This is a genomic window from Mycobacterium sp. (assembly GCF_040398885.1).
Classification (GTDB): domain Bacteria; phylum Actinomycetota; class Actinomycetes; order Mycobacteriales; family Mycobacteriaceae; genus Mycobacterium.
This window is the reverse complement of the sequence record NZ_JBBATF010000062.1, coordinates 4050-15550: the sequence shown is the minus strand read 5'-3', so window position 1 is coordinate 15550 and position 11501 is coordinate 4050. Positions and strand designations below refer to the sequence as shown.

The following is an 11501-nucleotide window of genomic DNA, read 5'->3' as shown; positions in this document are numbered from 1 at the left end:
CCCGCGCCGCGGCCGCGCCGGCGGCGGTCGCCGCCAGCGCCGGCCCGGCGCGCTGGTCCGCGGCCTGCTCGACGGCCTCGGCCGCGGCCTGCAGCACCGACACGACGGTGCCGGGAACCCGTTCCCCGCCCATGGCGGCGACAACCAGGGCCACGGCGTGTCGCAGCGCCGCCCCCAGCAGTCCGGCGTCGATGTCGGCGATGTCGCGGTCGGCGGCGGCGCCGGCGGTCACCTCCGACAGCGCGCGCAGGATCTGCGACAGGATGACCCCGGAATTGCCGCGCGCCCCGTGCAGCGCGCCGCGCGCCAGAGCGGCCGTGACGGCGCCGACATCTCCGACGGGACCCGCCTTCTCGGCTTCGACCAGGCCCGCACGCAGGGTGAACAGCATGTTTGTGCCGGTGTCGCAATCGGCGACCGGGAAGACGTTGAGGGCGTTGATCTCGTCGGTGTGGCGGATCAGGTCGCTGACGCAGGCGTGCGCCCAGTCACGCAGGGCCGACGCGTCCAGCCGCCGCTCGGACATGTCACCTCCGATCTACCGTGGCGTCAGCCTAGCCAGGTGAACCGACGCTCCGCCTCCGCCGCTCACCGCCCCGGTGTAGGTGCTTTTGGTGTTCGGTTCACCACGCCGGTATCCTGCTGGGGCCGGGTCACCCGCGCGCGCCCGTGGCCCTACCGATAAGACTTGAGGAGTTTGAAGACATGGCTGCCGTCTGCGATATCTGTGGGAAGGGCCCCGGGTTCGGCAAGGCCGTGTCGCACTCGCACCGCCGGACCAACCGCCGGTGGAACCCGAACATCCAGACCGTTCACGCGGTGGCCCGCCCCGGCGGCAACAAGCAGCGCGTCAACGCCTGCACCTCGTGCATCAAGGCCGGCAAGGTCGTCCGCGGCTGACCCGCGGAGCCCGCTACCGCCCGCTGAAAAAGCGCAACGCAGCCGCCGGATCCTCCTCGCAATGGGCCGTCGGGACCAGCGCCAACTCGAACGGAATACCGACCAGGTCCAGCAGCTTGGGAACATTCCGGTCCACCGGTTCCGGGGAGAGAAGCCGGGCGCGCGGGTCAGCCCGGCACCAGATCACGTTGGACCACTCCGCACCGTAGATTCCCAGAATCCGCTCCGCGGTGCCGAAGGTTCTGATCTGGCACCCGAGTGAATGCACGCCGGGTTCGTAGACCGAGTGCGCGATCCCGGCGTCGCCGAGGACCCGCGAAACCTCGTCGAGGTTGGTGATGGCCCGACGGCTGGTGCCGTATCCGCCGAGCCGGGTGCGTTGCGCTGCCGCGGATCGGTAGTAGTCGGGCGGCGCGGACCGCCTGATCAGCAGTTCGGTGGACCTCGGACAGTCCGCCTGGGCGCAGGTGTAACTCTGCCAGGCGTTTCGTACTGCCTCCGCGGTGGCGCGAACGGCCTCGGGCGACTGCCAGGCCAACCGATCCCACGAATCGACGAACACCGCTTTCCCGATTCCGCCGTCGTCGACCACATCGAAGGCGTACCCGAACCGGTCGAGTGTCTCCGCCAGAATGGGTGTGAACAGCGGACCACAGTCGAGGACACCGAAGCGCTCGAAACCGCGCTTGGACTGCGTGTGGAGAAGCGGGAGTAGGTAGCCGATCAGGAAGTGGTAGTAGTGCTCCCGGGATCCCCCGGCCAGAGGCAGTGCCTTGAAAATCCTGGACCGGACCCGGCCCGGCGACCGCCCGCCGGTCGGTGATCCCGGGCCCGTGAACGCGTCGCGTCGCACATAGGTGGGTAGGCGGGACTTCACCATCGCCGGCAGCCTCCGCCTGCATCCAAGCTCCGAATCCGAGTGTTCAAGGCAGTCTCCAGTCCACCGCGTCGCCGCCCATCCCGACCAGCAGTTCGTTGGCACGGCTGAACGGCCGCGAGCCGAAGAACCCCCGACTCGCCGACAGTGGCGAGGGGTGCGCCGATTCGATCGCCGCGCACCTCCCCTCGGCCAGCATCGGCTTGAGCGTCCCGGCGTCGCGACCCCACAGGATCGCCACCAGCGGCCGGTCGCGGGCGGCCAGGGCCCGGATCGCGCATTCGGTGACCGCCTCCCACCCCTTGCCGCGATGCGAGGCCGGTGCGGCGGGGCGAACGGTGAGCACCCGGTTGAGCAGCATGACGCCGCGCCGCGCCCACGGCGTGAGGTCCCCGCTGCCCGGCTGCGGGTAGCCCAGGTCGCCGCAGTACTCGGCGAAGATGTTGGCCAGGCTGCGCGGCAGCGGCCGCACCTCGGGAGCCACCGAGAAGCTCAACCCCACCGCGTGCCCGGGCGTCGGGTAGGGGTCCTGTCCCACGATGAGCACCCTGACCTGATCGAAGGGGAGGCCGAACGCGCGCAGCACATCGGGTCCGGCCGGCAGGTAGCGGTGACCGGTGGCCAGTTCCTCGCGCAGGAAATCCCCCATCGCGCCCACCCGGTCGGCGACCGGCGCCAGCGCCCGGGCCCAGCCGTCCTCGACGAGCTCAGTCAGGGGCCGGCCGGTCACGGGGTGACAACTTAACCGGGCCCGCTCAGTCGTAGGACTGCCACCCCGCCCGACCGGTCCAGGCCCGTCCGTCCAGCAGGACCTCGGGGGCGCCGGACCGCACCGCCCCGATCACCCGCCAGCCGTGCGGCGGATAGTCCGGGAAACAGGCCACCAGGGCGTGGTCCTCGCCGCCGGTGAGCACCAGCGACCACGGGTCGACGCCCGCGGCCCGCGCGGCGCCGGACACCGCGTCGACGTCCTCGCGCAGCGCCGCGCGGCGCAGATCCATCACCACACCGGAGGCGCGGGCCAGGTGGCCGAGGTCGGCGAGCAACCCGTCGGAGACGTCGGTCATGGCCTGCGCCCCCGCGTCGGCGGCGGTCCTGCCCTGTCCGTACGGTGGCCGCGGCACGCGGTGGCAGGCGCGCAGGTCGTCGAACTCGTCGCCGGTGACGCCGATATCGTTGCGCAGCAACTCGAATCCGGCCGATGAGAGTCCGAGCACGCCGGTGACGGCGATCACCGAACCGGCCCGCGCCCCGCCGCGCAGGACCGGTTCGCGGCCGCCGAGATCACCCAGTGCGGTTACCGACACCACCCATCGCGGGCTGGACACCAGGTCTCCGCCGACGATCCCCGCGCCCGAGTGCGCGGCTTCGGCCCACATCCCGTCGGCCAGTTCGGCGACCGCGGCCGCCGCGGTGTCACGCGGCGCCCCGAAGGCCACGACGAACCCGGTGGCCCGGGCGCCCATCGATTCGACGTCGGCGGCGTTCTGGGCGATCGCCTTGCGGCCCACGTCGTACGGGGTCGACCAGTCCAGCCGGAAATGACTGCCCTCCACGAGCATGTCGGTGGTGACGACCACGCGTCCGTCCGGCGCGTCGAGCACCGCGGCGTCGTCACCGGGCCCCACCGTGACGCCGACGGACCGGGCCCGCCCGCGGATCAGGTTGTCGATGACGCCGAATTCGCCGACGTCGTGCAACGTCGGCTCCGGCGGCCCGGTGGAGTCGTCCTCGCTCGTCACGGACCCCCCTCCCCCTGCGGTACCTTGAGCAACGTCAGTGTAGGACCGGCCGGCGAGGTGAAGACGTGCAGGGCGACGAAGACGGACCGCCCCGCGCTCTGCTGATCGCCGCGGTGGCGGTGGCCGTGCTGGGCGTCGTCGCGGTTCTCGCGGTCGCCGCGTCGCGACGCGTCCCGCGGGCGCCGGTCGTGATAGCCGCGGTGCCCGCACCGCAGGCCGAGACAACCGAATGCAGGTCGTTGCTGGCCGCTCTGCCCGACCGGCTCGGGGACTACCGGCGCGCCGGCACCGCGCAGCCCACCCCGGCCGGCGCCGCCGCCTGGCGCAACGGCGACGAGCCGGTCATCCTGCGCTGCGGGCTGGACCGGGTGCGCGAGTTCGTGGTCGGCGCGCCGATTCAGATGGTCAACCAGGTGCAGTGGTTCCGGTTGCAGGACAACGAATCCCGGCGCAGCACCTGGTTGTGCGTGGACCGCCCGGTCTATGTTGCGCTGACCCTGCCCGACGGTTCCGGGCCCTCGCCGATCCAGACCATGTCCGACGTGATCGAACGGACACTGCCGGCCATCCCGATCCGGCCCGGCCAGCCCTAGCTCTCAGCGCAATCCGGTGCCGCGGGCCAGTGCGGTGTCGACCATGGTGCCCAGCAGGGTCGGGTAGTCCACCCCGCTGGCACCCCACATCCTCGGGTACATCGAGATGGTGGTGAACCCGGGCATGGTGTTTATCTCGTTGATCACCGGCCCGTCCTCGGTGAGGAAGAAGTCCACCCGGGCCAGCCCCTGACAGTCCAGGGCGCTGAAGGTGCGAATCGCCAACTCCTGCAGCAGTTTCTCGGTCCGGTCGTCAACCCGGGCCGGAACGTCGAGTTCGGCGGCGTCATCGAGGTACTTGGTCTCGAAGTCGTAGAAGCCCGGGGCATCGGAGTCGTGGCCGGCGGCCCCGGCGACCCGGATCTCCCCGACCGTGCTGGCCCGCACCGTGCCGTCCGGGAATTCCAGCACTCCGCATTCCAACTCGCGGCCGTCGATGCCCGCCTCGATGATCACCTTCGGGTCGTGCCGGCGGGCCTCTGCGATCGCCGCGGCCAGGCCGCCGGCTTCGGCGACCCGGCTGACCCCGATCGAGGAGCCGCCGCGCGCCGGCTTGACGAACAACGGAAACCCAAGGCGTGCAAGGCTTTCGGTGTCCGGGAAACCTCGCCCGGGCCGCAGGACCAGATAGTCGCCGATCGGCAGGGCCTCGGCCGCCATCAGCTTCTTGGCGAACTCCTTGTCCATCCCGGCGGCGCTGGCCAGCACTCCGGCCCCCACGTAGGGAATTCCGGCCATCTCCAGCAGACCCTGGACGGTCCCGTCCTCGCCGTAGGGCCCGTGCAGGATCGGGAACACCACGTCGACGCCGGACAGGACCTCATCGACACCGTCCAGCGGTGCGCCGTGGGCGCCCCGGACCTCGGGCAGCCTGCCGTCGGTGATGGCCAGATCGTCGGGGTCGACGTCGGCGCGCAGCCAGGAACCGTCCCGCGCGATGCCCACCGGCACCACCTCGAAGCGGCCCGGGTCCAGGTTGCGCAGGATGCTGCCCGCCGACACGCAGGAGATCGCATGCTCGGAACTGCGGCCGCCGTAGACGACGGCGACGCGAATCCGGGAGCCGGGGCGTGAAGTCACAATCCGGAGACGCTACAGGCCGGGGGAATCGCACTGCGCGTCGAGAGCGCCCAGGACATCGGCCACCAGGTCGTCGGTGTCCTCGATGCCCGCCGAGATGCGGGCGAATCCCTCGGGCACCGAGTCCCCCCACCGGGCGCGGCGGTCCACCGAGGTGTGGATGCCGCCGAAGCTGGTGGCGGCGACCAGCAGCGCACTGCGACGCACCAGGGCGTGCACGGCGCCGGCGTCGGCCAGCTCGATCGACAACAGACCGCCGAACCGGCGCATCTGGTCGACCGCGACCCGATGGGAGGGATCGCCCGGCAGGCCCGGGTAGCGCACCGACCGCACCGCAGGGTGGCCGGCCACGGCGGTCGCCAGCGCGAGGGCGTTGTGGCACTGCCGGTCGAACCGCAGACCCAGGGTGCCGATGCTGCGCAGCAGCAGCCAGGACTCCAGCGCTCCCGTGATCGGCCCGGCCAGCAGACGTTCGCGTTCGACGGCGTCGATCAGCTCCGGCCGACTGCCCGCGACATACCCGGCCACCATGTCGCTGTGCCCTGCCAGCGCCTTGGCGGCACTGGCGACCACCAGGTCCGCGCCCAGCGACAGCGGCTGCTGGCCGAGCGGCGTCGCGGTGGTGTTGTCCACCAGCAACCGGGCGCCGCGGCGGCGGCAGACGACGGCCAGCCGGTGCACGTCCACCACGTCCAGGGCCGGATTCGTCGGCGTCTCGGCCAGCACCACGTCAGCCTCGGCGGCCGCGTCGTAGATCTCGGCGGCGCCGGCCTCGCGGACGGTAACCCCCAGTGCGGCAAGGCTTTCCCGCGCCCAGCGCCGCACCTGGTAGTAGCCGTCGGCAGGAACGACCAGCACCGAACCGGGCCGGGCCAGGACCCGCAGCGCGGCGGTGATCGCCGCCATCCCCGAGCCGAACACCAGCGCCGAGGTGGCCCCCTCGAGCTGCGCCAGCGCGGCCTCGACACGCGTCCAGACCGGATTGGAGTAGCGGCCGTAGACGTGCGCCTCGCTGCCCTCGTCGGCGGACAGGTGGAACGCCGACGCCGGAACGGGGGTGTGCGCCACCGGCCGCCCGGCGAGGGCGTCGGAGTCCACCGCCTTGACGGTGCGGGTGGAATCGCCGTAGCGGTCAGCGCTCATTCGATCACTCCGGTTTGGTGCTGCGGCCCAGGAGCAGCGCCACGGCCTCGTCGACGGACAGGCCCCGGTGGCACACCCGGTGGACCGCGTCGGTCAGCGGCATCTCGACGCCATGGCTCGCCGCCAGCGCCAGAATGGAGGTGCAGGAGGTGACCCCTTCGGCGACGTGGCCGCCCGCCGCGCGCTCGGCTTCGGACAGCGTGTCACCGCGGCCGAGGCGCTCCCCGTAGCCGCGGTTGCGGGACTGCGTGGAGGTGCACGTCGCCACCAGGTCCCCCACTCCGGCCAGACCGGCCAGCGTCGCGGGCGCGGCGCCCAACGCGATCCCCAACCGCATCATCTCGGCCAGCCCGCGGGTGATGATCGCGGCGGCGGTGTTCTCGCCTAGCCCCACGCCGGCAGCCATGCCGCAGGCCAGGGCGATGACGTTCTTACAGGCCCCGCCGATCTCGGTGCCCACCACGTCGGCGTTGGTGTAGGGCCGCAGGTAGCCGGCGCTCAGCGCCCCCTGCAGCGCCACCGCGCGGCCCGGGTCCGAACACGCAACGACCGTGGCCGCGGGCTGCCGCCTGGCGATCTCGTCGGCCAGGTTGGGTCCGGACACCACCGCGACCTGCCCGGGGTCGGCACCGGTCACGGCGACGATCACCTGGCTCATCCTCATCAGGGTCCCCAGTTCGATGCCCTTGGCCAGACTGACCAGGGTTGCGCCCGGGTCGATGTCGCCCCGCCAGCCCTCCAGGTTGGTGCGCAGCGTCTGCGACGGAACGCCGAGCAGGACGGTGCGCGCCCCCGCGAGCGCCTCGGCCGGATCGCTGGTCGCCCGGACTCGGGCCGGCAGGGTGATGCCGGACAGGTAACCGGCGTTGGTGTGCGCGGTGTTGATCTCGTCGGCCACCTCGGGGTTGCGTGCCCACAACCGCACATCACCGCCCGCATCGGCCAGCACCTTTGCGATGGCGGTGCCCCAGGCGCCGGCGCCCATCACCGTCGCCTTCCCCAGGCTCATCGAATTGCCCACCTTTCCGCCTCCGGTGCCTCTCAACCTAATCCTCGGTGCGCTGGCAGGATGACGGCCATGGGCGTCGGGTTGATCATCGCGGTCAAGCGACTCGGCGTCGCCAAGAGTCGGCTGTCGGCCCTTTTCAGCCCGGATGAGCGCGAACACGTCGTGCTCGCCATGCTGATGGACACCATCGCCGCGGCCGAGGCCGCGCCGGAGGTCGACTCGATCACGGTCGTGACCGCGGACCCCGCGGTGGCCGCGGCCGTCGGCGACGTCGGCGCGGCGGTGGTTGAAGACCCGACACCGGCCGGCCACCCCGACCCGCTCAACAACGCCATCCTCACCGCGTGGGATCAGGTTTCGCAGCTGACGCCGAACATCGCCGTGCTGCAGGGCGACCTGCCGGCCCTGCGGGCCGCCGAGCTCAGCGCCGCGGTGGCGTCGGCGGCACTGCGGCCGCGAAGCTTCGTCGCCGACCGCCACGGCACCGGCACCTCGGCGCTGTTCTCCTTCGAGGTGCCGCTCAATCCGCTGTTCGGCAGCGATTCGGCGCTCCGGCATCGCGACTCCGGCGCCCTCGAACTCGTCGGCGAATGGCCTGGTCTGCGGTGTGACATCGACACCCCCGAGGACCTCGCCGAAGCCCGGCTCCTCGGAGTCGGCGCGGCCACCGCCGACGCCGTCGCGCGCGGCATCGCCGCTGGCTGAGTGGTCGGCCGGGTGTTTCGACGCAGCCGACCACGAATCGCCCCGGTTGGGGGATGATGAGGCGATGACCGAGGCGCCAACCGATTCCCGGCCGGACAGCGGCCAGCCGACCCGCGATCCGTCCGCTCTCACACCCCCGAGAGCCACCCAGGCGGCGACGCCGGCGCCGGCGGAGAATCCGCTTCCCGCGGATCGCTACCTCAACCGGGAACTGAGTTGGCTCGACTTCAACAACAGGGTCCTGACACTGGCCGCCGACCCCTCGCTGCCGCTGCTGGAGAGGGCGAAGTTCCTGGCCATCTTCGCCTCCAACCTCGACGAGTTCTACATGGTCCGCGTCGCCGGCCTCAAACGCCGCGACGAGATGCAGTTGTCGGTGCGCTCCGCCGACGGGCTCTCCCCGCGCGAACAGCTCCGGTTGATCGGCGAGCGCACCCAGCAACTGGCGACCCGGCACGCCCGGATCTTCCTGGAGTCGGTGCGACCGGAGTTGGCCGAGCACTCAATCCTGATCGTCAGCTGGGATGACCTCACCGACGCCGAACGAGGCGAGTTGTCCACCTACTTCTCCGAGCAGGTGTTCCCCGTCCTGACCCCGCTGGCCGTCGATCCGGCCCACCCCTTCCCCTTCGTCAGCGGGCTGAGCCTGAACCTCGCCGTGACCGTCCGTTCGCCGGAGGACGGCACGCAGCACTTCGCGAGGGTGAAAGTCCCCGACAACGTCGACCGTTTCGTGCGCCTCAAGGAGACCGATCCGGACAGCCAGTCCACGCGGTTCCTGCCCATGGAGGATTTCATCGCCGCTTTCCTGCCGGTGCTGTTCCCCGGAATGGAGATCGTCGAGCAGCACGCGTTCCGGATCACCCGCAACGCCGACATGGACGTCGAGGACCGCGACGAAGACCTGCTGCAGGCGCTGGAACGCGAATTGGCGCGACGCCGGTTCGGTCCGCCGGTACGCCTGGAGGTCTCCGACGACATGTCGGAACACATGCTCGAACTGCTGTTGCGGGAACTCGACGTTCATCCCGGCGATGTGGTGCAGGTGCCCGGTCTGCTGGACTTGTCCGCGCTGTGGCAGATCTACGCGGTAGACCGCCCGGCGCTCAAGGAGCGGCCCTTCGTGCCGGCCACCCATCCGGCCTTCGGCGAGACCGGAAAGAGCATCTTCGCCACCCTGCGCGACGGCGATGTGCTGGTGCATCATCCCTACGAATCGTTCTCGACCAGTGTGCAGCGGTTCATCGAGCAGGCGGCCGCCGACCCGGATGTGTTGGCCATCAAGCAAACCCTGTACCGAACCTCCGGCGACTCACCGATCGTCGACGCGCTGATCGAAGCAGCCGACGCCGGCAAGCAGGTGGTGGCGTTGGTGGAACTCAAGGCACGTTTCGACGAGCAGGCCAACATCAAGTGGGCCAGGGCGCTGGAAGACGCCGGCGTGCACGTGGTGTACGGACTCGTCGGCCTCAAGACGCACTGCAAGACCTGCCTGGTGGTGCGCCGGGAGGGGTCGACGATCCGCCGGTACTGCCATATCGGCACCGGCAACTACAACCCGAAGACCGCACGACTCTACGAGGACGTCGGCCTCTTCACGGCGGCGCCCGACATCGGGGCGGACCTCACCGACCTGTTCAACTCGCTGACCGGATACTCCCGCAAGGTCGGCTACCGCAACCTGCTGGTGGCCCCGCACGGCATCCGCAAGGGCATCCTGGAACGCATCGAGCATGAGATCGCCGCACACGGCGAGCACGGCAACGGACGAATCCGCATGAAGGCCAACGCCATCGTCGACGAGCAGATCATCGACGGGCTGTACCGGGCTTCGCAGGCCGGAGTCCGGGTGGAGATCGTGGTCCGCGGCATCTGCGCACTTCGCCCCGGCGTCGAGGGATTCTCGGAGAACATCGTGGTGCGTTCGATACTCGGTCAGTTCCTCGAACATTCGCGGGTGATGCATTTCCGGGCCATAGACGAGTTCTGGATCGGCAGCGCCGACATGATGCACCGCAACCTCGACCGCCGGGTCGAGGTGATGGCGCATGTCAAGGACCGTCGCCTGACCGAACAGCTCGACGAGATGTTCGCCTCCGCAATGCATCCGGCGACCCGGTGCTGGGAGCTGGGGTCCGACGGCGGTTGGACCGCGGCGCCCCGAGACGGGCGCGAGGTCCGCGACCACCAGGTGTGGCTGATGGAAAAGCACCGACAGGGCTGACGACGTGACGCAGCGGAAGAAGGCGACGGCGGCCGAAACCGTTTCGGTCGTCGCAGCGGGTGCGGTGCTGTGGCGGCCGCACAAGAAGTCCGGCGAACCCCTGATCGCGTTGATCCACCGTCCGCGCTACGACGACTGGTCGCTGCCGAAGGGGAAAGTCGACCCGGGTGAGACCGAACCGCTGGCCGCGGTCCGGGAGATCCTCGAGGAGACCGGGCAGCGCGCGCATCTCGGCCGGCGGTTGTGCACGATCAGATACGCGATTCCGTTGGGCGCCAAAGTCGTCCACTACTGGACTGCACGGGCTCGGGGCGGCGACTTCAAACCGGGCAAGGAGGTGGACCGATTGGAGTGGCTGGCCGTGGATGAGGCCACCGAGCGCCTCACCTACGCACACGACCGCAAGGTGCTGGCGCGGTTCGCCGAGACACCGGCCGACCTTCAGACCGTGTTGATCGTCCGGCACGCCAGCGCGGGCCGGAAGTCGCGGTACCACGGTGACGACCGCAAGCGGCCACTGGACCGCGTAGGCAGGGCACAGGCCAGGTCACTGGTGCCGCAACTGCGGGCCTTCGGGGCCACGTCGCTCTACGCCGCGGACCGGACCAGGTGCGTCCAAACCATCAAGCCACTGGCTCTGGCGCTCGACGAGCCCATCGCGGTGGAGACCTCGTTGACCGAGGAGGCCTACGCCGAGAACCCCGAGGCCGCCCACAAGCGGGTGCTGGAGATCGCCGCACTCGGCGGGACGCCGGTCATCTGCTCCCAGGGCAGGGTCATCCCCTACCTGATCGACTGGTGCTGCAGCCGCGACGGTGTCGAGCCGGATAGGTCGCGCAACCGCAAAGCCGGCACCTGGGTGCTGTCGCTGCATGACGGTCGACTCGTCGCGGCCGATCACCTGCCCAGTCCGCTGGCCAGGGGCAGCAGCACCTGAGCGCGACGGCGCCCGCCGAAGTGCGGTGCCCGCGAAATGCGAATACGCCGCGAACCCCAAGGGCCCGCGGCGTATTCGCGAAGGTTTGTCGAACGGTTAGCGGCGGCCGACCTTGGCCGGGGCCTTGCGGGCCGGCGCCTTCTTGGCGACGGCCTTCTTCACGACCTTCTTGGCGACGGCCTTCTTGGCGACGGCCTTCTTCACGACCTTCTTGACCGCGACCTTCTTGGCCGGAGCCTTCTTGGCCGGAGCCTTCTTCACGACCTTCTTGACGGCGACCTTCTTGGCCGG

13 protein-coding genes are annotated in these 11501 nt (G+C 70.5%); 5 read left to right on the top strand and 8 right to left on the bottom strand.

Going from position 1 to position 11501, the window contains the following annotated elements; translation table 11 throughout:
- Positions 1-526, bottom strand: a 526-nt coding sequence (locus ADBZ5U_RS07965; protein ID WP_526264160.1) for a DAK2 domain-containing protein, incomplete at its 3' end; no start/stop codon positions are given.
- A gap of 179 nt (positions 527-705) precedes the next feature.
- Here ADBZ5U_RS07965 and rpmB point away from each other — a divergent pair.
- Positions 706-900 carry a 50S ribosomal protein L28 gene (gene rpmB / locus ADBZ5U_RS07960; RefSeq protein ID WP_526264158.1) on the top strand — a complete coding sequence of 65 codons (195 nt, stop codon included), beginning with the start codon at positions 706-708 and terminating at the stop codon, positions 898-900.
- 13 nt (positions 901-913) lie between these two features.
- Here the strand turns inward: rpmB and ADBZ5U_RS07955 are convergent, their stop codons facing one another.
- The 3 genes from ADBZ5U_RS07955 to ADBZ5U_RS07945 are packed head-to-tail and all read right to left on the bottom strand — an operon-like array spanning position 914 to position 3519.
- On the bottom strand, positions 914-1780 hold the full coding sequence (locus ADBZ5U_RS07955; protein ID WP_526264156.1) for a glycosyltransferase 61 family protein: 867 nt from the start codon (positions 1778-1780) through the stop codon (positions 914-916).
- 43 nt (positions 1781-1823) lie between these two features.
- Positions 1824-2507: a uracil-DNA glycosylase gene (locus ADBZ5U_RS07950; protein ID WP_526264154.1), complete on the bottom strand. Its 684-nt coding sequence runs from the start codon at positions 2505-2507 to the stop codon at positions 1824-1826.
- 25 nt (positions 2508-2532) lie between these two features.
- Positions 2533-3519 carry a thiamine-phosphate kinase gene (locus tag ADBZ5U_RS07945; RefSeq protein ID WP_526264152.1) on the bottom strand — a complete coding sequence of 329 codons (987 nt, stop codon included), beginning with the start codon at positions 3517-3519 and terminating at the stop codon, positions 2533-2535.
- A gap of 65 nt (positions 3520-3584) precedes the next feature.
- Here ADBZ5U_RS07945 and ADBZ5U_RS07940 point away from each other — a divergent pair, with 65 nt between their 5' ends.
- Complete coding sequence (locus ADBZ5U_RS07940) at positions 3585-4112, top strand: DUF3515 family protein (protein ID WP_526264150.1); 528 nt, start codon at positions 3585-3587, stop codon at positions 4110-4112.
- A 3-nt stretch (positions 4113-4115) separates the two neighbouring features.
- Here the strand turns inward: ADBZ5U_RS07940 and ADBZ5U_RS07935 are convergent, their stop codons facing one another.
- The 3 genes from ADBZ5U_RS07935 to ADBZ5U_RS07925 are packed head-to-tail and all read right to left on the bottom strand — an operon-like array spanning position 4116 to position 7344.
- Positions 4116-5192: a D-alanine--D-alanine ligase family protein gene (locus ADBZ5U_RS07935; RefSeq protein WP_526264148.1), complete on the bottom strand. Its 1077-nt coding sequence runs from the start codon at positions 5190-5192 to the stop codon at positions 4116-4118.
- A 12-nt stretch (positions 5193-5204) separates the two neighbouring features.
- A complete protein-coding gene (locus ADBZ5U_RS07930) occupies positions 5205-6335 on the bottom strand; it encodes a cystathionine gamma-lyase (protein ID WP_526264146.1) in 1131 nt (376 codons plus the stop codon).
- 4 nt (positions 6336-6339) lie between these two features.
- Entirely contained in the window at positions 6340-7344 is a 1005-nt protein-coding gene (locus ADBZ5U_RS07925; protein ID WP_526264144.1) for an NAD(P)H-dependent glycerol-3-phosphate dehydrogenase, read from the bottom strand.
- A gap of 60 nt (positions 7345-7404) precedes the next feature.
- Between ADBZ5U_RS07925 and cofC the strand changes: the two genes are divergently transcribed.
- The 3 genes from cofC to mutT1 all read left to right on the top strand — a co-directional run bounded on the left by cofC (position 7405) and on the right by mutT1 (position 11210).
- The gene (gene cofC, locus ADBZ5U_RS07920; protein ID WP_526264142.1) at positions 7405-8049 is read left to right on the top strand and encodes a 2-phospho-L-lactate guanylyltransferase; all 645 of its coding nucleotides are present in this window, start codon (positions 7405-7407) and stop codon (positions 8047-8049) included.
- Positions 8050-8113: 64 nt separating this feature from the next.
- On the top strand, positions 8114-10273 hold the full coding sequence (locus ADBZ5U_RS07915; RefSeq protein ID WP_526264140.1) for an RNA degradosome polyphosphate kinase: 2160 nt from the start codon (positions 8114-8116) through the stop codon (positions 10271-10273).
- Positions 10274-10277: 4 nt separating this feature from the next.
- Entirely contained in the window at positions 10278-11210 is a 933-nt protein-coding gene (gene mutT1, locus ADBZ5U_RS07910) for an 8-oxo-(d)GTP phosphatase MutT1 (protein WP_526264138.1), read from the top strand.
- A gap of 96 nt (positions 11211-11306) precedes the next feature.
- On the opposite strand, the gene ADBZ5U_RS07905 is transcribed toward mutT1, so the two are convergent.
- Positions 11307-11501 (bottom strand): hypothetical protein (locus ADBZ5U_RS07905; RefSeq protein ID WP_526264136.1); only part of this gene is annotated, 195 nt, incomplete at its 5' end.

Coding starts and splice junctions, on each gene's coding strand:
- cofC (WP_526264142.1), top strand. CDS start 7,405: ATGACGGCCATGGGCGTCGGGTTGATCATCGCGGTCAAGCGACTCGGC.
- ADBZ5U_RS07925 (WP_526264144.1), bottom strand. CDS start 7,344: ATGAGCCTGGGGAAGGCGACGGTGATGGGCGCCGGCGCCTGGGGCACC.
- ADBZ5U_RS07930 (WP_526264146.1), bottom strand. CDS start 6,335: ATGAGCGCTGACCGCTACGGCGATTCCACCCGCACCGTCAAGGCGGTG.
- ADBZ5U_RS07955 (WP_526264156.1), bottom strand. CDS start 1,780: ATGGTGAAGTCCCGCCTACCCACCTATGTGCGACGCGACGCGTTCACG.
- rpmB (WP_526264158.1), top strand. CDS start 706: ATGGCTGCCGTCTGCGATATCTGTGGGAAGGGCCCCGGGTTCGGCAAG.
- ADBZ5U_RS07915 (WP_526264140.1), top strand. CDS start 8,114: ATGACCGAGGCGCCAACCGATTCCCGGCCGGACAGCGGCCAGCCGACC.